General features: G+C 57.3%; 21 protein-coding genes. 12 read left to right on the top strand and 9 right to left on the bottom strand.

What is annotated here, in order from left to right:
- Window positions 1–22 precede the first annotated feature (22 nt).
- Together ACR1XU_RS15585 and ACR1XU_RS15590 are read right to left on the bottom strand one after the other, a co-directional pair.
- Window positions 23–1,879 carry an SLC13 family permease gene (locus ACR1XU_RS15585; RefSeq protein WP_170611855.1) on the bottom strand — a complete coding sequence of 619 codons (1,857 nt, stop codon included), beginning with the start codon at window positions 1,877–1,879 and terminating at the stop codon, window positions 23–25.
- A gap of 269 nt (window positions 1,880–2,148) precedes the next feature.
- Window positions 2,149–3,021: a LysR family transcriptional regulator gene (locus tag ACR1XU_RS15590; protein ID WP_170611749.1), complete on the bottom strand. Its 873-nt coding sequence runs from the start codon at window positions 3,019–3,021 to the stop codon at window positions 2,149–2,151.
- A 202-nt stretch (window positions 3,022–3,223) separates the two neighbouring features.
- Here ACR1XU_RS15590 and ACR1XU_RS15595 point away from each other — a divergent pair, with 202 nt between their 5' ends.
- The 4 genes from ACR1XU_RS15595 (at window position 3,224) to ACR1XU_RS15610 (ending at window position 6,720) form a co-directional block, all read left to right on the top strand.
- Window positions 3,224–4,240, top strand: a complete 1,017-nt coding sequence (locus ACR1XU_RS15595) for a TRAP transporter substrate-binding protein (protein ID WP_170611752.1) — start codon at window positions 3,224–3,226, stop codon at window positions 4,238–4,240.
- Between the two features lie 63 nt (window positions 4,241–4,303).
- Window positions 4,304–4,867 carry a TRAP transporter small permease gene (locus ACR1XU_RS15600; RefSeq protein ID WP_170611754.1) on the top strand — a complete coding sequence of 188 codons (564 nt, stop codon included), beginning with the start codon at window positions 4,304–4,306 and terminating at the stop codon, window positions 4,865–4,867.
- Window positions 4,867–6,207, top strand: a complete 1,341-nt coding sequence (locus ACR1XU_RS15605; RefSeq protein WP_170611756.1) for a TRAP transporter large permease — start codon at window positions 4,867–4,869, stop codon at window positions 6,205–6,207. The genes ACR1XU_RS15600 and ACR1XU_RS15605 overlap by 1 nt, the downstream gene beginning before the upstream one ends.
- Window positions 6,208–6,231: 24 nt before the next feature.
- Window positions 6,232–6,720, top strand: a complete 489-nt coding sequence (locus ACR1XU_RS15610; protein ID WP_170611758.1) for a universal stress protein — start codon at window positions 6,232–6,234, stop codon at window positions 6,718–6,720.
- Window positions 6,721–6,833: 113 nt separating this feature from the next.
- Here the strand turns inward: ACR1XU_RS15610 and ACR1XU_RS15615 are convergent, their stop codons facing one another.
- Entirely contained in the window at window positions 6,834–8,348 is a 1,515-nt protein-coding gene (locus ACR1XU_RS15615; protein WP_480908754.1) for a malonate--CoA ligase, read from the bottom strand.
- Window positions 8,349–8,637: 289 nt separating this feature from the next.
- Between ACR1XU_RS15615 and ACR1XU_RS15620 the strand changes: the two genes are divergently transcribed.
- From ACR1XU_RS15620 to ACR1XU_RS15655, 8 genes are all read left to right on the top strand, one after another.
- Complete coding sequence (locus tag ACR1XU_RS15620; RefSeq protein WP_480908753.1) at window positions 8,638–8,895, top strand: metal-sensing transcriptional repressor; 258 nt, start codon at window positions 8,638–8,640, stop codon at window positions 8,893–8,895.
- Between the two features lie 4 nt (window positions 8,896–8,899).
- A complete protein-coding gene (locus tag ACR1XU_RS15625; RefSeq protein WP_480908752.1) occupies window positions 8,900–10,237 on the top strand; it encodes an MFS transporter in 1,338 nt (445 codons plus the stop codon).
- A 137-nt stretch (window positions 10,238–10,374) separates the two neighbouring features.
- Window positions 10,375–11,427, top strand: coding sequence for a dipeptidase (locus ACR1XU_RS15630; RefSeq protein WP_170817090.1), 1,053 nt, complete (start codon window positions 10,375–10,377; stop codon window positions 11,425–11,427).
- A gap of 30 nt (window positions 11,428–11,457) precedes the next feature.
- A complete protein-coding gene (locus tag ACR1XU_RS15635) occupies window positions 11,458–13,053 on the top strand; it encodes an ABC transporter substrate-binding protein (protein WP_170611775.1) in 1,596 nt (531 codons plus the stop codon).
- A gap of 44 nt (window positions 13,054–13,097) precedes the next feature.
- Window positions 13,098–14,108: an ABC transporter permease gene (locus ACR1XU_RS15640; RefSeq protein ID WP_480812847.1), complete on the top strand. Its 1,011-nt coding sequence runs from the start codon at window positions 13,098–13,100 to the stop codon at window positions 14,106–14,108.
- Window positions 14,105–15,019 (top strand): ABC transporter permease, encoded by a 915-nt coding sequence (locus ACR1XU_RS15645; protein WP_170611779.1) that lies wholly within the window; start codon window positions 14,105–14,107, stop codon window positions 15,017–15,019. The genes ACR1XU_RS15640 and ACR1XU_RS15645 overlap by 4 nt, the downstream gene beginning before the upstream one ends.
- Window positions 15,016–15,882 (top strand): ABC transporter ATP-binding protein, encoded by an 867-nt coding sequence (locus ACR1XU_RS15650; RefSeq protein ID WP_480812848.1) that lies wholly within the window; start codon window positions 15,016–15,018, stop codon window positions 15,880–15,882. The genes ACR1XU_RS15645 and ACR1XU_RS15650 overlap by 4 nt, the downstream gene beginning before the upstream one ends.
- Window positions 15,879–16,622 (top strand): ABC transporter ATP-binding protein, encoded by a 744-nt coding sequence (locus ACR1XU_RS15655; RefSeq protein WP_170679020.1) that lies wholly within the window; start codon window positions 15,879–15,881, stop codon window positions 16,620–16,622. The genes ACR1XU_RS15650 and ACR1XU_RS15655 overlap by 4 nt, the downstream gene beginning before the upstream one ends.
- A 36-nt stretch (window positions 16,623–16,658) precedes the next feature.
- Here ACR1XU_RS15655 and ACR1XU_RS15660 read toward each other — a convergent pair whose 3' ends face one another.
- From ACR1XU_RS15660 to bioB, 6 genes are read right to left on the bottom strand one after another with little or no spacing between them, the layout of a single operon-like run.
- Complete coding sequence (locus ACR1XU_RS15660) at window positions 16,659–17,417, bottom strand: methyltransferase domain-containing protein (protein WP_480908751.1); 759 nt, start codon at window positions 17,415–17,417, stop codon at window positions 16,659–16,661.
- The gene (locus tag ACR1XU_RS15665) at window positions 17,414–18,034 is read right to left on the bottom strand and encodes a pimeloyl-ACP methyl esterase BioG family protein (protein ID WP_480908750.1); all 621 of its coding nucleotides are present in this window, start codon (window positions 18,032–18,034) and stop codon (window positions 17,414–17,416) included. The genes ACR1XU_RS15660 and ACR1XU_RS15665 overlap by 4 nt, the downstream gene beginning before the upstream one ends.
- The gene (gene bioA, locus ACR1XU_RS15670; protein ID WP_480812851.1) at window positions 18,034–19,317 is read right to left on the bottom strand and encodes an adenosylmethionine--8-amino-7-oxononanoate transaminase; all 1,284 of its coding nucleotides are present in this window, start codon (window positions 19,315–19,317) and stop codon (window positions 18,034–18,036) included. The genes ACR1XU_RS15665 and bioA overlap by 1 nt, the downstream gene beginning before the upstream one ends.
- On the bottom strand, window positions 19,314–19,934 hold the full coding sequence (bioD, locus tag ACR1XU_RS15675) for a dethiobiotin synthase (RefSeq protein WP_480812852.1): 621 nt from the start codon (window positions 19,932–19,934) through the stop codon (window positions 19,314–19,316). The genes bioA and bioD overlap by 4 nt, the downstream gene beginning before the upstream one ends.
- The gene (locus ACR1XU_RS15680; RefSeq protein WP_480908749.1) at window positions 19,931–21,064 is read right to left on the bottom strand and encodes an 8-amino-7-oxononanoate synthase; all 1,134 of its coding nucleotides are present in this window, start codon (window positions 21,062–21,064) and stop codon (window positions 19,931–19,933) included. The genes bioD and ACR1XU_RS15680 overlap by 4 nt, the downstream gene beginning before the upstream one ends.
- On the bottom strand, window positions 21,061–22,041 hold the full coding sequence (bioB, locus tag ACR1XU_RS15685; protein WP_170611795.1) for a biotin synthase BioB: 981 nt from the start codon (window positions 22,039–22,041) through the stop codon (window positions 21,061–21,063). Before bioB ends, ACR1XU_RS15680 begins: the two co-directional genes overlap by 4 nt.
- Between the last annotated feature and the right edge of the window lie 171 nt (window positions 22,042–22,212).

Below are 22,212 nucleotides of genomic sequence, written 5' to 3' on the forward strand. Positions count from 1 at the left end.
TGTCACTGACATGCCTGTAAAATCAATACAGGACGTTGAGCATGAACAGAGACACGAACAGGAACAGGACTGTCATGACCCCGCCGGATCGCACGAAATCCATGACCTTGTAGCCTGCCGGACCCATGATCAGGGCATTCACCTGATGGGTCGGAATGATGAAGCTGTTCGAGGTCGATATGGCAACGGTCAGCGCAAAGACCCCCGGATTGCCCCCTGCGGCAACCGCGATTGAAACCGCAAGGGGCACAAGCAAGACGGTTGCCCCGACATTCGACATTACCAGCGAAAAAGCTGTGGCCAGTATTGCCACCCCAGCCTGAAGCGCCCAAATGGGCCAGCCGTCCAGAATGGTCATGATCTGCTGCGCAATCCATGCGGCCGTCCCGGTATTCTGCACGGCCTGACCAAGTGGAATGAGACAGGCAAGAAGGAAAACGGTGTTCCACCCAACTGCGCGATATGCCTCGTCCACACTCAACACGCGGGTCAGCATCATGCCGGCCGCTCCGGTCAGCAGGCATAGTGACAGCCGGACGTCGGTGAACAGGATCAGCGACAAGGAAATGGCAAAAAAGGCAAGCGCCCAACCGACCTTTTGCGGCCGCAATTCGTCTTGCGGAAAGTCCGTGGTCACAACGACAAAATCCGGATCGCGCTTGATCCGCATCAGGTTGTCCCATCGGGTATGGGCGACCAGCATGTCACCGGCGTGAAATGCTTCAAGGCCGATCTGGGTTGATGCGTGATCATCCGTCTCGACATGGCTGAGCGTTTCTTCCCCGCGATGGATCGCCAGCAAAGACATGCCATAGGTCTTGCGGAACAAAAGCTCGCGCGGGCATTTGCCGATCAGCTTGCTGTCCGGGGTCACGACAACTTCTGCGATCCCGGCATTGGTGGGTGCAAACTCTTCGACGAAGATATCCAGTTCAGGCAGAACAGTCAGACCGAACTTCTGCGCGAACTCCTCGACCACCCAGCGACGCCCGATGATGGCCAGCCGGCAAGGTGCGGCAATCTCGGCAGTCAGTACCTGCACCATCGAGGTTTTCCCGCGATAGAATGTCGAGATGATGTAAAGGTGGTTCTCGTGGTTGATATCGGCCAGAATCTGCCCCACCAGGGGGCTGTCCTCGGGGACGATGACCTCAAAAACGTCTGCCTTGAGGCCGTAGACCCTTTGCAGATATTCTTGCGTGCCTTGCCCGGTCCCTGTTGCATCAGACGCGCCTTCAGTCGGCAGTACCCAGCGCCCCAGCAAAAGAAAATATGCAATACCCGTCAGGATCAGGGCCATGCCGATTGGAGTGACTGAAAAAAGTCCAAACGGTTCAATTTTCTGCCCTTCGGGCAACCCGTCATTTGCCGTCAGAATGAGGTCATTCAGCAAGATCAGTGGGGAAGAACCGACCATAGTCATGGTGCCGCCCAGAATGGCGCAAAAACCCATCGGCATCAGCAGTCGCGAAAGCGGAATGCCGGACCTTGAGGAAATTCGGCTGACAACCGGTAAAAACAAGGCCGCCGCGCCGACATTCTGCATGAAAGACGAGATCACTCCGACAGTGCCTGACACGATCGGCAAAACCCGGTTCTCGGCTGTGCCGCCGTATTTCAGGATGACGGCAGCCACTTTGTTCATGATGCCGGTCTTGTCCAATCCGGCACCGACGATCATGACCGCGATGATTGAAATAACGGCGTTTGACGCGAACCCGTCGAACAGTCGAGAGACATTTGCCAGGTTCTCCAGCCCGGGCGCATAACTGAGAAGGCCGACGATGACCAAAACCAGTATGGCGGAAAGGTCAATTCTTACGATTTCGGAAACAAACAGGAAAACGGTGAAGGCCAACAGGGCGCAAACCACACCCATCTCGAACGTAAAGGTTACTTGTTCCACAAAGTTCACCGGGAAATTGTATTTTGGTCTTTTGGGAACACTTAACTTATTGCGCCAGCCTTGTCATGAAGTTTCGCCAACTATGGCGGAAACGAAATAAAATTATGCCAAGAGCCCGAGCTTTGAACAAGTTGACACACTGCTTGCTCCAACCAATCGGGCACCGTGCTCTCAATGGTGAAGAATCCGATCCCGCTAACTTTGGGTGGTCGAATAAAGTAACCGGACCGGCATTTCATAGCCTACCTGTCATGAGCGTCTTTCAGGCACTCAAGAAACACGTTCAACCTGCGCCCTTGCGAAGCGCTTTTGCGCACGATTGCGGCCATGCTTGAAATATATTCCGCAGCTTCGCAACGGACTTCCCGGACTTGACCAGCTTCCACGAACGGCTGTGCCTGATGGGTCGGCAAGAAGCCCAGATAGCAACCGGAAAGGATGAGAAGTGCCAACGCTTCTTCGCTTTGGACAAAGGCAGACTTTCTCAGTTTCAGTTTTTGATGGATCGACATGTTGGGTGAGTTAAAGCTCAGGCCCGCGTAGGTGTACTTTCGAAGCTCACTTAACTTGAACTCGGTTTCTGCGCGCTGAAACAGCTCGTGATTCTGGCCGCAAAACAGGCGCATGTCTTCGGTATACAGGGGCGAATAGTTCAACATCGGCGATTGGCGGTGCAAGGGGACGATGCCCAGATTGAATCGACCGTTTATGACACCTTCTTCGATCACGTTGGGCGGTTCGACCGAAATATCGAGCGTGACGCCCGGCGCGCGGTTTCGGAATAGTCGAATTGCCTCGGACATTTCGGCATCCGGGTTGGATGAAGACCGGTCAAAGATTGCAATCTTCAACTTTCCCGCCATTTCGGCGCGAACCTCACCGATAATGTTCTGAAATCTGTCGATTGAGGCAAACAGGCTGTCTGCGGACTTCAGGACATGCTGGCCGTCGGATGTCAGCGAGAACCCGGCGGGTCCCCGATGGCATAGCTTCAGGTTCAGGCGGGTTTCGAGATCCGAGATGTGTTTGCTGATAGTTGAACGCCCGATGTTGAGCTCAAACTCGGCGGCGGTGAACCCTCCGCAGGCAACCACGGTACGAAATATCTGCAGCAAGCGAATGTCCACATCCGAGATGCGCGTAATGGCGAGTTTCTTTGGAATTGAAATGTTTCCTTTTGTCGAACTTTACGTAGATTACTTTGTATTACCTCAACGGTTTTTGCAACTTATAACTCGCCCACCGGTGACTCCAGTTTGCGCCATACTCACAGGCGTAGGAATGCGATGCCATCGTCACAAATAAGGTGGAGGACTTATGAAACTCATCAAATCATTCTCATCTGTCGCGTTGGCTGCCACGTTTGCCGCCGCGACTTTTGCCGCGCCGGCCATGGCGAAGAACTTCAAGATCGCCGTGGGCGACAGCGGCGGTTCCAGCCAGGAGGCAACCGGCCTTGCCTTCAAGGAAAAACTCGAGGAGCTGTCGGGTGGCAATCACACCGCAACTCTGTTTCTGAACGGCCAGCTCGGGTCCGAACAGGACACCGTGAACGAAGCAGCAATCGGCACGCTGGACATGTCGTTGCTGGCGATCAACAACGTCACGCCGTTCTCGCCGACCGTAGGTGTGTTCACGCTGCCCTACGTCATCCTCAGCCTGGAGGACGCCGAAACCCTGACCCAGGGCCCCATTGGGCAGGAACTGACCGAAAACACGATCAATGACGCCGGTGTGCGCATCATTGCCTGGACCTATACCGGTTTCCGCGTTCTGACGAACTCCAAGAAGCCGGTAAAATCGGTTGCGGATCTGGAAGGTCTGGTCATCCGCGTTCCCAAGAACGAGATCATGATCGACACCTATAAGGCGTGGGGCATCAGCCCGACACCGATGGCTTGGTCGGAAACTTTTGCCGGTCTGCAAACCAAGGTTGTTGATGGTCAGGACAACCCCTACACCACGATCAACGCGATGAAGTTCTACGAAGTTCAGGACTATGTGACTGAAATCCGTTACATCTTCTCGATCGAGCCTCTGATCATTTCCGAGCAGGTATTCCAGGGTCTGTCGGCCGAAGATCAGGCTGCCGTACTGGAAGCCGGGCAGTATGCAACCCAGGCCTCGGCCCAATTCCTGCGCGACAAGGAAGCCGAGATCAAAGCGCTGCTGGTCGAAAAGGGCATGGAAATCCATGTTCCCGAAAACGACGAGGCAGAGTTCATCGAACTGGCAACCACAGCGGTCTGGCCGAAGTTCTATGAAAGCATCGGTGGTGTTGAAAAGCTGAACGCCGTTCTGGCCGCCATCGGCCGCGACCCCGTTTCGGAATGAAAATAGTATAAAACAAAAGGAAAGCGCCTGACTGGCGCTTTCCATTCTGAGGGAGAGGGACCGATGAAAAACTTCTGGGGAATAGTCGACAACATAGAAAGCTACATCTGTCGGTTTCTTCTGGCAGTCTTTGTATGTCTTTTGTTTTTGCAGGTGGTCGTAAGGACAGTATTCAACTTTTCTTTCTCGTGGGTTGAAGAGCTGTCCGTCTATATGTTCGTTTGGTTCGTGTTTTTCGGCGCCAGCTATGCGGCCAAGATGGGTGCGCATAACCGCGTCACTTTTCAGTTCAAGTTTCTGCCCCCTCGCGCGATCAAATATATCGAGGCTTTCGCGGATCTGTTCTGGATCTGCTTCAATGTCTACTTCGTCTACCTGGCGATCGACTTCATATTCAACCGCATGAACCGGTTCCAGTCATCCCAGACCCTGGGGTTCCATCTAAGCTGGGTCTACATCGTTTTGCCGATCACCTTCACCCTGATGACCATTCGTATCCTTCAGGTGAACTACAAGAAAATCATTCTGGACGAAGATCTGCGTGATCCTGACGCGATCGATCTGGAAGAAGTCCGCGCAGACCTGGGCGCTGACGTGGACCACACTGACATTGGGGAGGCAAAATAATGGGCAGTGAAATCGTATATATCCTGTTCGGCGGCTTCCTGTTGCTGTTGTTCATCGGCGCGCCGATAACGGTCGCGCTTGGCGTTTCGACGATGATCACCTTTCTCGTCCTGGACGAGAATCCGATCAAATTTGTCCAGATTGCGTTCACGTCCGTGGGTTCATTCCCGCTCATGGCCCTGCCGGCGTTCATTCTGGCGGGCGCATTAATGGAAGCCTCGGGCCTGTCACGGCGACTGATCAATGTTGCCGAAAGCTTTGCTGGTCCCTTCACCGGCGGTATGTCGGCGGCAACAGTTTTTGCCTGCCTGTTCTTCGGCGCGATTTCGGGTTCAGGCCCGGCGACAACCGCCGCCGTCGGCATGCTGATGATCCCGGCCATGATTGATCGGGGATACGGACGCAACTATGCTTCGGCGATCACCGCATCGTCCGGCGGGCTGGGGATTGTCATTCCGCCGTCCATCCCGCTGATTATCTTCGGCATTGCCGCGCTCGGCATGCCAGCCCCGCCAGAAGCTGTTGCCGAACATGGCACCTTCCAGACCGTGTCCATCCCGAAACTGTTTATCGCCGGTTTCATGCCCGCATTCGTGATCGCCGGCAGCCTTTTGCTGATGAACTACATCCTGGCCAAAAAGAGCGGCTACAAGGGTACGACCGAGGGCTGGTCCATGCGTCATATCTGGTGCGAAATGTATCGCGGTTTCTGGGCCCTGATGGCCCCGGTGGTGATCCTGGGCGGCATCTATTCGGGCTTCTTCACCCCGACCGAGGCGGCGATCGTCGCGATCTTCTACACACTGGTTGTGGGCGCATTCATCTACCGCGAACTCAGCTGGGAAAAGCTGTTCACCTCGCTTGAAACCACTACATGGCTGACGGGGCGCGTGTTGCTGATCATGTTCACAGCAACGGTGTTTGGCCGACTTCTGGTCGAAAACCAGATCCCTGCACTGATCGCCGAAGGCATGCTTTCCGTCACAAGCAACATCTATGTGATCTGGACGCTGGTCATCCTGTTCCTGCTGTTCGTGGGCATGTTCATGGAAACGCTGGCAACCATTCTTATCCTGGTTCCGGTGATGCTGCCTGTGGCCTACAGCGTTGGCATCGACCCAATCCACTTTGGTGTCGTGATGGTGTGTACGCTGGGGATCGGTTTCCAAACCCCGCCATTGGGCGAAAACCTTTTCATCGCATCCGGTATATCCAATATATCAATCGAGAAGATTTCCGTTGCAGCGCTGCCCTTTGCCTTCATCAATACGGTCGCCATCTTCATCATAGCGTTCTTTCCCGAAATCTCGCTATGGCTGCCGCGGGCGCTTGGGTATTGAGTGCGGACAGAAAGGAACTGAACCATGTTACCTCAGATCAAAGACATCCTGTTCGCAACGGATTTGTCCGAAAACGCCAACAATGCGTTGCGCCATGCCCTGAGCATGGCGCGCGCCCATGGGGCGAAAGTCCATGTTTTGCACGTGACCGAGCCTCTGACACAGGACGCCATCGTGACGATGCGAATGTTCATTCAGGATGATGCATCGCGCAAAAAAGCGATCCGGGACCGCCACGCTTCGGTGAAGGAACTGCTGAAAGAGAACCAGCAGAAGTTCGTGAAAACCCTGACCGAAGAAGGAAAGGAGGCTTACGCGTCTGTCGCCTCGGTGGAGCTGGTTGACGGGCATCCCGCCGAGTCCATCCTGCAGCGCGCGCGCGAGCTGGATTGCGGCCTGATTGTCATGGGCACGCACGAGCAGGGCACCGGACACACCTTCATCGGGACGGTCGTCAAACGGGTGCTGAGACGCTCGACAATTCCAACGATGGTGGTGCCCAACATCACCTGATAGGGGTGTTCAGACTCATCTTGAAGACCTCAGAATCTTCTTTTCACAGCGGTTGGGTTGAGGTTCTTCCGATGGTACGCGAAGGCCCCTAGGGCTCTTGCGGGGTGATCGTGTCACAAGCCCGCGAACAGGTCTTTGAATTGCGCGCGTAGCGCGTTCTTCTGAACTTTGCCCATCGTATTGCGCGGCAACTCATCCAGTTGGATCAGTTTTCGTGGGTGTTTGTAGCGGGCCAGACCGCTGCTGATCGCGGCCTGTATCGCTTCCAGATCGGGGTGCGCGTCCGGTTCCGCAACAATCACACCGACCACGGTTTCACCGAAATCCGGGTGCGGCACGCCGATGACTGCGCTTTCCAGAACACCCGGCTGGTCGTCCAGCGCCAGTTCAACCTCTTTTGGATAGACGTTGTAGCCTCCCGAAATGATCAGATCCTTGTTGCGCCCGACAATGTGGACATAACCGTCTTCGTCTATCCGCCCCAGATCGCCGGTGATGAAGAAACCATCCTCTCGCAACTCGGCGGCAGTTTTTTCCGGCATCTGCCAGTATCCGCAAAACACGTTGGGGCCGCGCACCTCGATCACGCCGATCTCGCCCTGGGGCAACGGACTGCCTTCTGCGTCGCATACCTTAAGCTCGACCCCCGGAAGTGGGAATCCCACCGTCCCGGCCCGCCGTTCACCGTCATAAGGGTTGGACGTGTTCATGCTGGTTTCAGTCATGCCATAGCGTTCGAGAATGCGATGGCCCGTGCGGTTCTCGAACTGAACATGTGTATCGGCAAGCAGCGGGGCCGAGCCTGAGATGAACAGGCGCATATGTGCGGTCAATTCCTTGGTGAAACGCGCGTCATTCAGCAGTCGCGTGTAGAAAGTCGGAACACCCATCATCGCCGTGGTCGTCGGCATCAGTGTGATGATGTTGTCCAGATCGAACTTGGGCAGGAACACCATACGGCTGCCAGCGATCAGAGAGACATTGGTCGCCACGAACAACCCGTGAGCGTGAAAGATCGGCAGCGCGTGCATCAACACATCGTCAGGCGAGAACCGCCATTCCTTCGCCAGCGTCCGGGCATTGGACAGCAGGTTGTTCTGCGTCAGCATGGCCCCCTTGGACCGGCCAGTTGTGCCGGAGGTGTACAGAAAGACCGCCAGGTCGTCTCCTGTACGATCCACAGTTGCAAAGCTGTTCGGCATGGCGGCGGCCTGTTCCATCAATGTGCCACCGCCATCGGCATTGAGGGTCACAACGCTGGCCCCCATCGGAGTACTGACAGACTTCAGTTGGTCCTCGTTCTGTTCGTCACATACGACCAGAGATGCGCCGCTGTTTTCGATGAAATAGGTCAGTTCCTCGACCGTGTATGCCGTATTGAGTGGCAAAAACACCAACCCGGCTTGAACACAGGCAGCGTAAAGGGCAAGCGCCTCGGGCGTTTTTTCGACTTGCACCGCGACCCGATCACCGGGTTGCAACCCCATCCGCGCAGTGACATTCGCGATCTGCGCCGCTGTATTCAAAAAGCGGCGATAAGAGATCACCCTGCCATCCGCGAGATGCAGGAACGGTGTGTCTTTGTCCGCATGAATTCCGAACAGGCTGTCATAGAGTGGGTTTGCCAAGAAACTGACCTTTGTATTCGCGATGCAAGAGACTTATCGGCTGAGAATTTCTAGCTCAACGAAAATAGTGGAGCAGCGCGGGACTTTGGGCCGCGTTTCAGGTGGGCTCACGTGTCATCAGGGACTGAGCCATAAGAAGCCATAAGGCGGGCATTCAACAGCGGAGATGAAGTTGTTCGACGGCCCGCAACTGTTCCGACGGTGGCCATTTGTCGAAGTATCGGGACCCGTTCGAAAAGAAAGGAAGATCGATTGACGATATCCCCCGGGGGAGGATAAGGTTCGCCACATGACACACATCCACTCAACCCATCCGGCAATCATTGCGCGACTGAAAAGGGCCGAAGGGCATCTAGCCAAAGTGGTTTCGATGCTGGAACTGCAGCAACCTTGTTCCGACATCGCCCAGCAATTGCACGCGGTCGAGAAAGCGATCACAAACGCCAAACGCGCTTTGATCCATGATCATATCGATCATTGTCTGACGGGCGGCGACGATCCGGTAGGGGCCGTGGAAGAGTTGAAAACAATCAGCAAGTACCTGTAATCCGATGCTTTCAGTTCTTAGAAATCGCACCTATCGCCATCTTTTCTTCGCCCAGATCGTGGCGCTTTCGGGCACAGGTCTGGCCACTGTTGCACTGGGCTTGCTTGCATTCCAGCTGGCAGGGGATTCGGCGGCGCTGGTGTTGGGAACCGCACTGACCATCAAAATGGTGGCCTATGTCACGATCGCTCCGATTGCGGCGGCATTTGCCGAGCGCGTCGATCGGAGACGAATGCTGGTGGTCCTCGATCTGATCCGGGCCGCGGTTGCCATGACCCTACCATTTGTATCAGAGGTCTGGCAGGTCTACGTTCTGATCTTTGTCCTGCAATCGGCATCGGCCGGGTTCACACCCGCCTTTCAGGCCACGATCCCCGACGTTCTTCCTGATGAACGAGACTATACCAAGGCGCTGTCGCTGTCCCGTCTTGCGTTTGACATGGAAAGCCTGCTGAGCCCGATGCTGGCGGCGGCGCTGCTGACCGTGATGAGCTTTGACAACCTGTTCTGGGGCACCGGCATCGGGTTTGTCGCATCGGCGCTTCTGGTCGTCTCGGTGCTGCTGCCGTCGCCAAAGCCGGCAAAGCCGCGCGGCATTTACGATCGGACAACGCGCGGGATGCGGCTATATCTCAGAACGCCGCGCCTGCGCGGCTTGCTGGCACTGAATTGGGTCGCCTCGGCCACTGGCGCGATGGTCATCGTCAACACCGTTGTCATCGTGCGTGGCGATCTTGGCCTTTCAGAAAGCGCTGTCGCGGTTGTCTTGGCGGCGTTCGGGGCAGGTTCCATGCTGACCGCATTGACCCTTCCGCGCCTGCTGAACAGCGTGCCCGACCGAAAGGTGATGCTGTTAGGGGCGATGCTGAGCATCCTGACCCTGTTCACTTTGGCGCTGACATCATTGGCAACGCCGCTGTCACAAACCGCTCTGATGGTCGGCTGGTTTTTGGTTGGTGCGGGATATTCCGCGATACTGACGCCGACAGGGCGGCTGCTTACACGGTCGGCGCATCCCGAAGACCGTCCGGCAATCTTTGCAGCCCAATTCACATTGTCCCACGCCTGCTGGTTGGTCTTTTACCCTGCGTCGGGCTGGCTGATAACCGTGTTCGGCACCGTTGTCGCCATGATCTCACTGTCTGCTCTGGCTTTGTTCGGTCTTCTGGCGGCCGTGCGACTATGGCCGGCCGATGACGGCCGACCTGTCCGTCACGACCACCCGGATTTGCCGCAGGATCACCCACATCTACAGGGCGATGAGCCTCATCAGCACGTGATCATTATTGATGATCTGCATCCGAGGGCTGATGGGCAGACCAGGGCAAAAAGCGCCCTATAGCCTGTTGGCGTCCCCAGAAGGCATTCATTTTATTGCAATCCCTCCGAAAGGCATTTCCGGAGTTTTGGATTTTTTTGTTGCAAATTGATACTAACCAGCGGAACCATGCACAGAACACGTAGTCCAGGGTTTTCGAGATGCCGCCATTCGCCATTGACGGGCACAATGACGTTTTAAGCAAAATTGCCGGTTCGAATGCCTCGGATCCTCTTGCGCTGTTTTGTTCCGGAAACGGGGACTGGCATCTTGATCGTCCAAGAATGAAGGCCGGCGGATTGCTGGGCGGTTTCTTCGCCATTTGGGGGCCATCCGAAAACGATACGATCGACTATGATGGCCTGATGGCCGGAGCGACCTATGACGTGCCGTTGCCGCCGGAATTGCCACAAGATGCGGCGATGAGACGATCGGTTGCACTGGCAAGCAGTCTTGTTCAGCTTGAGCTACGCGGGGCGCTGCGCATTTGCAAGAACGCGGCGGAGTTGCGCCTAACCTGCGAGTCCGGCGAAATCGGCGCAATCATGCATATGGAAGGGGCCGAGGCGATTGATCCGGACCTGAAAGCGCTCGACCTGTTCTATGCCGCGGGCCTCAGGTCGCTTGGCCCGGTCTGGAGCCGTAACAACATCTTTTGCGACGGCGTTCCGTTTCGCTTTCCCGGATCACCCGATACCGGCGGTGGACTGACCGAAGCGGGAAGGTCGCTGGTCGCACGGTGCAACACGCTTGGTGTTCTTGTGGACCTGTCGCATATCACCGAAGCGGGTTTTTGGGATGTCGCCGAAACGTCGGATGCGCCGCTGGTGGCCACACATTCCTGTGCCCATGCCATTTGCGCAAATTCCAGGAACCTGACCGACGCGCAACTGCGCGCAATCGGCGAAAAGGGCGGTGTCGTGGGGATAAATTACGCGGCCCAGTTCCTGCGCGCAGACGGTCGTCGCGACCCGGATGTGCCGTTGGATCAGGTTCTGGCCCATATCGATCATATGATCAACGTCATGGGCGAAGACAGTGTGGCCCTGGGCTCGGACTATGACGGGGCGACGGTGCCCAATGCCCTCGACGGAGCAGAAAAGCTGCCTGCATTGCTGAATGCGATGGAGGTCCATGGATACACACAAGATCGGATCACGAAGATAGCCAACGGAAACTGGCTGCGCGTGCTGACCGACACCTGGGGCGGGTAGACCCGAGCATAATCAACAGGGAGTTAGACTATGAAGTTATTTTCCAAACTTGTCGGCACCGCAGCTTTTGCGGCGACACTGGCTGTGGGTGCACCGGCCGCGTTTGCCGAAACGCCGCCCAACATGCTGGTCATGGCGATGCGTATCGATGACATCACGACAGCCGATCCGGCACAGTCGTTTGAATTCACCGGCATGGAGATGACGCGCAACATTTATGGCAAGCTGGTCAATTACGATCCGCTTGATCTGGACGCCGGGTATCAGCCGGATCTTGCGACCAAATGGGACGTGTCCGAGGACGGAAAGACGATCACCTTCACGATGCGCGAGGGCGTCAAGTTCCACTCCGGCAACCCGGTGACGGCGGAAGATGCGGCGTACTCGCTGCGCCGTGTCATCAAGCTGAACAAGACACCGGCCTTCATCCTCACTCAGTTCGGTTTCACCCCTGAAAACGTTGATCAGATGATCCGCGTGGAAGATGGCAAGCTGCTGATTACCACGGACAAGAAATACGCGACATCCTTTGTGCTGAACTGCCTGACAGCCGGTGTCGGCGCCATCGTCGATATGAAGACCGTCGAAGCCAACGCCGTGGATGGCGACATGGGCAACACCTGGCTGGCGACAAACTCGGCGGGTTCCGGTCCCTACATGCTGACAGGCTGGAAACCGAATGAGAGCTATTCGCTTCAGTCCAACCCTGATTACTATGGCGGTGCCCCTGCCATGGAACGCGTCATCACCCGCCATGTGCAGGAAAGCGCGTCGCAGCGGCTGTTGCTGGAGGCAGGCGATATCGACATCGCACGCAACCTGAACCCTGAAGACATGGCCGCGGTCGAGTCGAACGCCGACCTGGACATGTACGCGGCCCTGAGCGGTCAGATCATGTATTTCTCGCTGAGCCAGAAACACCCCGAACTGTCGAACCCAAAGGTCATGGAGGCCATAAAGTACCTGATCGATTATGAAGCGATGGCCGATAGTTTCCTCAAGGGTGACTGGGCGGTTCACCAGAACTTCCTGCCGGCAACCTACATGGGATCGGTCGACGACAATCCGTTCAGCTATGATCCGGAAAAAGCCAAGGCATTGCTGGCCGAGGCCGGTGTTTCGGGGTTTGAGTTCGAAGTCGGTGTGCGCGAGGCGCAGGAACGTATCGAGATCGCACAGTCCATCCAGAACACGCTGGCCGAGGCCGGGATCACCATGAAGATCACTGTGGGGACCGCCAAGCAGGTGCTGACCCGGTATCGCGCCCGTGAACTGGACGCCTATCTTGGCGCTTGGGGGCCGGATTACCCCGATCCGCAGACCAATGCCGGAACCTTTGCCTGGAATCCTGACAATTCGGACGAAGCAAAGGCCACCGGGATTCTTGCTTGGCGCAATTCCTGGAACCCCGGGGAACTGACGGCAATGACCGATGCGGCCAAGATTGAACCCGACACGGCAAAACGGGCCGAGATGTACGAGGAAATCCAGGCCATATTCCGCCAGACTTCGCCCTTTGCAATCATGTTCCAAAGGACTGAGAGATCCGGGATCGGCGGCAACGTCACCAACTGGAACCTTGGCGGTGCGGTGTCCGAAGCCGGTTACTTTGTCGTAACCAAGTAATGAGCGACATGACAAATTCCGAGAGGCGCGGGCTCGCGCCTCTCATGCACGTCTTAAAAACAACCGTTCTGACGATCGGATCGATTCTGGTGACGATGCTGGGATTGTTATTTGTGACCTTCATCATCGGAAGGGTGATGCCGGTCGACCCGGTGATAGCGATAGTGGGTGAACGCGCCACGCAGGAAGTTTATCAGGAAACTTATGAAATGCTCGGGCTGGATAAGCCTTTGCTTGTCCAGTTCTGGTACTACCTGTCCGACGTCGCCCGGCTGGATTTTGGAATTTCCTATCTTAACGCGCGCCCAGTGATTGAAGATATCAAGCGGGTTTTTCCCGCAACACTGGAATTGGCCACCCTGGGTGTTCTGGCGGGTATTCTGGTCGGCGTGCCGCTGGGCATTGTCGCGGCCGTCAACCGGGGTAGCTGGATCGATCAGATCGCCCGCTTCATCGCGTTGGTGGGATACTCAATGCCGATCTTCTGGCTGGGCCTGATGGGATTGATGATATTCTACGGCAAGTTGCGATGGGTCGGTGGCCCGGGGCGCTTGGATATCTTCTACGAGGACATCGTGCCGACGCGTACGGGTATGATCCTTGTCGACAGCCTGATTGCCGGCGACATGACGGTCTTCTGGAATGCCGTCAGCCATATTATCCTGCCCGCGCTGCTGCTGGGCTATTATTCGCTGGCCTATATCAGCCGCATGACCCGCAGTTTCATGCTGGAGCAACTCAGCGCAGAATACATCCTGACCGCCCGTGTAAAAGGATTGCCCGAACGTATCGTTATCTGGCGTCACGCCTTCCGCAATATCCGTGTGCAACTGATCACCGTCATAGCCCTGTCTTATGCGGGATTGCTGGAAGGGTCCGTGCTGACCGAAATCATCTTCAGTTGGCCAGGCATCGGCAGCTATATCACCACTGCGCTTCTAAGTGCGGACATGAATGCCGTTCTGGGTGGAACCGTGGTTGTCGGCTTCTGCTTCATATTGCTGAACGTCACAAGCGATCTGCTTTACAAAGTTCTGGACCCGAGGGCCAAATGACCACTCAAACGCTACGACAATGGCTTCTCTCGGAAGAACCGGAAAGCAGGGTACAGGCCCGCCTCGCCTCCATATATAACGGATGGCTCACGTTGCGCGGCAATGTCATGGCTATGATCGGTTTGGTCATCATTGTGGCGCTGGTCCTGACCGCCCTGTTCGCGCCACTTCTGGCACCGCATGATCCGTATGTTCAGGACCTTGGCAAACGTCTGCTTCCGCTTGGGACAGAAGGACATCTGCTGGGGACGGACAGCCTCGGGCGTGATATCCTCAGCCGCCTGATTTTCGGTGCGAGAATAACGCTTTACATCGTTGCACTTGTCGCTCTTATCGCGCCGGTTCTTGGGCTTCTGGTTGGCACCGTGGCAGGATATGTCGGCGGAATCGCCGACCTCGTCCTGATGCGGATTACCGATATATTTCTGGCTTTTCCCCGGCTGGTTCTGGCACTGGCCTTTGTGGCCGGTCTGGGCGCGGGGATCGAAAACGCAGTTCTTGCAATATCGCTCACTGCCTGGCCGCCCTATGCACGGTTGGCTCGGGCCGAGACGCTGACGATCAGATCGCAGGACTATATCAGCGCCATAAGGTTGCAAGGGGCCGGTCCGTTCCGGATCATCACGCGCCACATCTGGCCGTTGTGCATCAGTTCACTCATCGTTCGGGTCACGCTGGATATGGCAGGGATCATTCTTGCGGCAGCCGGTCTTGGATTTCTGGGCCTCGGCGCGCAACCGCCCAGCCCGGAATGGGGTGCGATGATTTCCGAGGGGCGCCGTTTCATCCTGGATCACTGGTGGGTCGCCACCATGCCGGGGCTGGCGATATTCATCGTATCGCTCGCCTTCAATCTGCTGGGCGACGGATTGCGTGACATTCTTGACCCTAAACAAGGGGGCCAGGGATGAGCGAACAATTGCTGGATGTGCAGAACCTCTGGGTTCGGTTTCCTTCCCGCAGGGGCGTGTTCGACGCAGTGCGCGGGGTCAGTTTCAGCCTTGGGCGGGAAAGACTGGGGATCGTCGGCGAAAGCGGGTCCGGGAAGTCCATGACTGGGCGGGCAATCCTGCGCCTGGTGCGCAGCCCGGGTCTTGTCGAGGCGGACCATATCAAGCTGCACGACATTGACCTGCTGAGGTTGTCCGAACCCAAGATGCGCGCTGTTCGCGGCAGCAAGATTTCCATGGTCATGCAGGATCCCAAGTTCAGCCTGAACCCCGTGATGACCATCGGTGCGCAGATGATCGAGGCCTATCGCCAATCCACCGGCGCCGGGCATTCCACTGCCCGAACGCGCAGTCTGGAAATGCTGGACGCCGTTGCAATCCGAGACCCGGAAAGGGTACTTCGCGCTTATCCGCATGAGATGTCCGGCGGCATGGGGCAAAGGATCATGATCGCCATGATGCTGGCCGCAAATCCCGAGATCCTGATTGCCGACGAACCGACGAGCGCGCTGGATGTTTCGGTCCAGCGTCAGGTGTTGAATATCATGGACGATCTGGTGCGCGAGCGTGGAATGGGGCTGATCTTTATCAGCCATGATCTGAACCTGGTGGCCGAATTCTGCGACCGGGTGCTGATCATGTTTGCGGGGCGCATTGTCGAAGTCTGCGATGCCGACAAGCTGTCTGAGGCCAAACACCCATATACTCAGGGACTTCTGAATGCCTTGCCCCGTCTGGATGAGCCACATGAACGGCTTGCGGTTCTGAACAGGGACGAAGCCTGGGCCGATGCGCCTTCAGTCAGCGGACAGGTCAAGTCATGAGCATGATTGACATACACAATCTGAACGTCTGGTTCGGAACGGGAAGGGATCGGGTGGACGCCGTGCGCAGCGCCTCGCTTTCTGTCGCACAAGGGCAAAGCCTGGGCCTTGTCGGCGAAAGCGGTTCGGGCAAGTCGACAATATTGCGGGCGCTGTCCGGCCTTGTACCCGGCTGGTCCGGCAGAATGCATGTCAACGGTGCCGAACTGGGCCGACATCGCTCGCGCGAGTTTTATCAGACGGTTCAAATGGTCTTTCAGGACCCCTATGCCTCGCTTCACCCCCGCCAGACCGTCGATCAGGTTCTGTCTGAAACCTTGCGTCTGCACGGCATGACCGACATTGACCGCCGGATCGAGGATCTTCTGGCCAATGTGGATCTGGGCCACAGGTTTCGTTTTCGGTATCCGCATCAGCTGTCAGGCGGCCAACGCCAAAGGGTTGCAATTGCACGGGCGCTTGCGGCCGAGCCGGATGTGCTTTTGCTGGACGAGCCGACCAGCGCGCTGGACGTTTCAATTCAGGCCGAGATTCTCAACCTGTTGACGGACATACGCGCCGAGCGATCCCTGACATATCTTATGGTCAGCCATGACCTGGCGGTTGTCGGGCATTTGTGTGACCACATTGCCGTGATGAATGCTGGCCAGATCGTCGAGCATCTGAGCGTCGAGCAACTGCGAAGCAGATCCGCCCATCATGCCTATACCCAGCAATTGATTGCCAATTCCTACATCTAGGCCATCTGTCTTGTTCGGTCCGGGCACAAAGGTGACTTAGACCGGTTTTCGTGCGACGATCCAGACTGAATGATAGGTCAAGGGTACGCCGGCGTCGGTCCCGAACCGGCGGGTGTAATCTGTTGAAAACCGCAACAGATCGGATTTGGTCCAGAACTGTTTGGCCCGCCCGTTGACCCCGGTTTGGCGCAGATGTTTAAGCGCAAGACGCGGTGACGCGAAGTGCAGTTGCTGCACATGCTCGCCCGATGTCACAAGTTCCATTTTAGTTTGGACTGAAGCAACCAGATCCTCGGAACGGCACAAACCCGGTGCCCCTGCGGACGAGCCGATTTGAGCAAGCTCATGATACTGCTTTGGGCCAAAGCCCGAGACTGCCAGCCAACCACCCGGCGCAAGCGCGTCTGCGGCTCTGCGCAAAAGTGCAGCCGGATCCGCCAGCCACTGGATCATTGAGGCAGAGGTGATCAGATCAGGCCGGTCGGGCCAGTCTACCTGCAGCGCGTCCCCGCATAGGAACGTGGCGGCGGCCGTTTGTGCAGTCAGCCCGGCTTCGGGCGCCAGATCGTTGAGGGTCAGGTCCCCAATGACAAATGCTTCGCGCAGCTTTTGTGTCAAAAGCCCGGTACCGCAGCCAAGTTCCAGGACTGAGGAAAAGTGACCCGGCGCGCCGCAATCGCGCAGGTCCGTTACCAGTCGCTCCGCGATCCGCCCCTGAGGACCCGCGGCCTGGTGATAGGTGTCAAAGCTACGGCTGAAGCTACGCTGAACCCGGTCTGTCAAATGCGCCATCATGTGATCCACTCCGCCCAGCTTTGCCCGGCCCGAAACGGAACATGTGGCCCCGAGACGGGGCGAACAGCCTTGCCTTGCCGCGCCCACGCTGCCTTTTGGGCGCCGGTCGGGATGATCCGGTCCTTTTCGGGTATCCAGACGCGATCAAAGGCACGTTCCGGGGCTGGACCCCGATCAATGATGCAATGCAGCTCAGCCTGCGCGGCCTCGATGTTCAGGGCAGGAGCGGGGCCTTGCAAACCGGCGCGACGGCAAAATTTCGAAAAACTGTCTGCCGTAAGGCCATCGGCTGTCGCGCGTATCATTTGGGGCGCTATTCCGGTTTCCTCATCCGCTGGCGACAGCGTTCCACTGACGGCGACAAGACGCGCGGGTGAAAAGCCAGTCATTGCCATCCAATGCGCGGCGGACGCGACACCGAAAGAAAAAGCAATCAGATCAACGCGGTCATATTGCGCGAGTTCGGGCAGGGCATCATCCAAGTGACGGTAGTCATCCACCAGCAGGACATCGTCCTGTCCCGTCAGTTCTGCAAACGGGGCCGCACCCAGCGCCCAGCCACCAAAAACAAGGATCAGCGATGATTGTTCCGACCGGGATAACCACTGGCGTTTCATTACGATTCCCTGGCCAACGCCACCATCGCAGCGGTGACTTTGCTCAACTCGTCCGGTGAGATGATGTAGGGTGGCATGCAATAGATATTCCGCGCAAACGGGCGCAGCCAGACACCGGTTTCCGGCGCCTTCCTGTGCGCGATAGAGGGATCAACCCAATTCTCCATCTCGATGACACCGATTGCGCCCAGAACCCGGACATCCGCCACTCCGGGCAAATTCCGCGCGGGGGCGAGTTCATGTGCCATCTGCTGTGCGATTGCGTGCACCTCGGCGCGCCAGTCGCGCCGGGACAGTTGGTCAAGGCTTGCAGCACCGGCGGCACAGGCCAGGGGATTGGCCATATACGTCGGGCCATGCATCAGCACACTGGCTTCGCTTTCACCGATCCCACGAGCCACAGGTTCAGTGGCGACCGTGGCCGCCAGAGTGATATGACCACCTGTCAGCGCTTTACCAAGGCAAAGAATGTCCGGCACGACGTCAGCCAGATGCATCGCAAACAATTCACCGGTGCGGCCGAAGCCTGTGGCGATTTCGTCGAAAATCAACAAAACCCCGTATGCATCGCATAGCGCCCGCGCGCGCTTTAACCAGACCGGGTGATAAAAATACATGCCGCCCGCGCCCTGAACCACCGGTTCCAGGATCAGTGCGGCAATTCGATTGCCTTTGGTCTCCAGCAACTCCTCAAGTGCGCCAAGGCCATTGAGGGCAGTGTCGTCAGACCAGTCCTGATCCAAAGTGATCTGTGGGCGGGGCAAAAAATGCTGTATCGACAATGCGCCCCGAAACAGCCCGTGCATACCGTTGACGGGGTCGCAAACGCTCATCGCCTTCCAGGTGTCGCCATGGTAACCGCCGCGAATGGTGGCGAATTCCGTGCGCTCGGAACGACCCATGGCCATCTGATACTGCACAGCCATTTTCAGTGCGACTTCGATCGCGACCGAACCGCTGTCGCTGTAGAAAATGCGGTCCAGACCATCCGGCAACAGGCTGATCAGCCTGCGGCCCAGTTCCACGGCGGGTTCGTGGGTCAGGCCGCCGAACATGACATGCGGCATTCGCGCCAGCTGATCCTGCATTGCGCTGATAATGGCAGGGTGCCGATGCCCGTGAACTGCACACCACCATGACGACATGGCATCGATCATCTGTGTGCCGTCTTCCCGAGTAAGCCAGACGCCCTCGGCCCCGGTGATGAGGTGCATCGGGCCGGGGTTCAACACATTGGTGTAGGGATGCCAAAGATGGCGTGCGTCGAATTCCAGCGGGGTCACAGGACGCTCCGGATAGCGTTGACATCGATGGCTTCAAAGGCCGCTGACAGCGTGTCGTGTGACAGATCGTCGATTAGCAGCAGCCGGCCCAGATGGCGGACGTTACACATTTCGACGATAGTTTGTTCTACTTCGGGTTCCGCATCGCCGATAAAGGCCACGCCAACCACGGTGCAGCCCGCGGTGCGCAGCGCCATCAGGGACAGGGTCGTATGGTTGATCGTTCCAAGCGCGGTACGCGCGACAAGCACCACCGGCGCCTTCCAGTGGGTGAACAGGTCCAGAAAGAAATGCCTGCGGTTTAGCGGCACCATGACCCCGCCTGCGCCCTCAACAACCAACGGGCCGTCTACCTCCGGCAGTGCAAGCTGCGACAGGTCGATTTCGACACCCATATCTTCGGCGGATAGGTGCGGAGATGCAGGCATGTTCAACCGATAGGCTTCCGGCAGCACTTCAGCCCCCGAGAGAGTTGCAACGATTTCGCTGTCGGTTGCATCCTCCAACCCGGATTGAACTGGTTTCCAATAGCTGGCTCCAAGCGCCGCCGTCAGGCCTGCGGCGAAGACCGTTTTGCCGACACCGGTGTCGGTTCCTGTCACGACGACAGCGCTCATGCCGCTTTCCTCTGGTAACGGTTCAGTGTTTCGAACAGGGCGCTGATTTCCGCCTTGCTGACATTGCCGGTGATAGAGATACGCAACCTCGAAGTGCCGCGCGGCACGGTCGGTGGTCGAATACCGCGCACATCGAATCCGTGTTCTGCCAGCGTGGCCGCCATTTCCATGGTTCGCCCGTCATCCCCCAGAATGACGGGTATGATCTGGCTGTTCAGAACGTCGTTCGGCACGCCAAAACGCCGTGCTTCTGCATGGGCATGCCGCAGACGTTCCTGCGCCGCATCAATTAGCGAGCTATCCGCCTTCAGCACGCTGATCATTGCCCGCACCAGCGCTGCGTTAAAGGGGGAGGGGGCGGTTGCAAAGATGAAAGGGCGCGCGCGGTTGATCAGGGCGTCGATCATCACCCTTGATCCGCAAATCAACCCGCCGGCAACACCAAGCCCTTTGCCGCAGGTGTGCAGCGTCAGCAGTTCCGCGTTCAAGCCATGCGCCAGCCCTTTGCCCTGCGGGCCGAATACGCCTGTGGCATGGGCTTCGTCCACAACAAGGATCGCGTCATTGGCGCGGGCCAGCTCCGACAATTCTGCCAAAGGCGCGAAGTCGCCTTCCATCGAGTAGATGCTTTCAACGGCAATCCAGATCTGACCGGAGCCTCCGGCCGAATGCCACTCGGCGATTACACGCCGCGCATCGGCGACATCGTTATGTGCAAACTCCAGTGTAGTGGCGCGGCCCATGCGCATGCCTTCATGCGCGCTGGCATGAATCAATGCATCATAGAGAACCAGATCTTCTGCGGCGGGCAGGGTGGAAAAGATCGCCTGATTGGCCTGAAACCCACCGCCCATGAACAAGGCGGATTCGGCCTGGAAGAAGGCGGCGGCTTCCTGTTCCAACGCTTCATGCTCAGGGTGGTTGCCCCGCAACAGGCGCGACCCGCCGGACCCCAGCGGAACTCCGCGGTCCAGCGCGTCTTGCGCCGCTACCTTCAGCATTGGAGACTGCGCCAGCCCCAGATAGTCATTGGAGGCGAAATCCAGGCCGCAACGAGGTGCGAGCACCCTATAGCGGTGCCGGTTGTTCAGAACATCCAGCATGGATTTCAGGCGGTCCAATGCCTTCATTCAGCCGCTTCCACGCAGCTCTGCCCAGCCACGGTTTCGACCTGCAAACCGAGTTTGGCAAACAGGATTGCGTCAGTATCTTCCTCGGGGTTTTCAGCGGTCAGCAGGGTTTCGCCCACAAAGATCGAGTTTGCTCCGGCCAGGAAACACATCGCCTGCATCTCATCGCTCATCTCACTGCGGCCAGCGGACAGACGCACGTAGGATTTTGGCATCATGATGCGGGCGGTTGCAATTGCGCGTACAAAGTCGATCGGGTCGATTGGCTTGGCATCGGCCAGCGGTGTGTCTTCCTGTGGCATCAACATGTTGATCGGCACGGAATCGGGCGCGGGGGACATGTTGGCCAGCGTCACCAGCATATCGACGCGGTCCTGAATTTCCTCGCCCATGCCAAGGATGCCACCCGAGCAGACCTTGATTCCGGCTTCCTGAACCCGGTTCATCGTATCGATCCGGTCCGCGAAAGTGCGGGTTGTGATCACTTCGGAGTAGTACCGTTCGGACGTGTCGATATTGTGGTTGTAATAGTCCAGACCGGCATCCCGCAAACGGACGACCTGGTTGTCGTCCAGCATGCCGAGCGTCATGCATGTTTCCATGCCAAGGTCGCGCACACCCTCTACCATGGCCACAAGCGCGTCCATGTCCCGTTCCTTGGGCTCGCGCCAGGCGGCTCCCATGCAGAACCGAGTCGCGCCGCCATCCTTTGCCTTGCGCGCCTCGTTCAGAACGCGCTGAACCTCAATCAGTTTTGACGCCGACAGCTTCGAGCCGTTTCGAGCGGACTGAGAACAATATGCGCAATCTTCGGCGCATCCGCCGGTTTTGATCGAGAGCAGCTTGGATGTCTGGATCTTGTTTGGATCAAAGTTTTCGCGGTGAACCGTCTGAGCGCGAAACAGCAAATCCATCAAAGGCATGTCGTACAAGGCTTGCGCGGCCTCGCGGGTCCAGGTGGGGGTCGATTGATCCATTTTATCGATACTTTTCCTAGGCGTCTGTCTTTCCGGCTTTTATTATTGATAAACCCAAAAACTACAACTGGAATCTCCCATGTGGAATGGCATTCAGGTGAAAACCAGCGAATTGAACGCGTTGCGAGCCAACACGGCGCTGCAGTGCAGCGCCGCGCCGTGGAAACGCAC

Source organism: Ruegeria sp. D1(2025) (assembly GCF_056536425.1).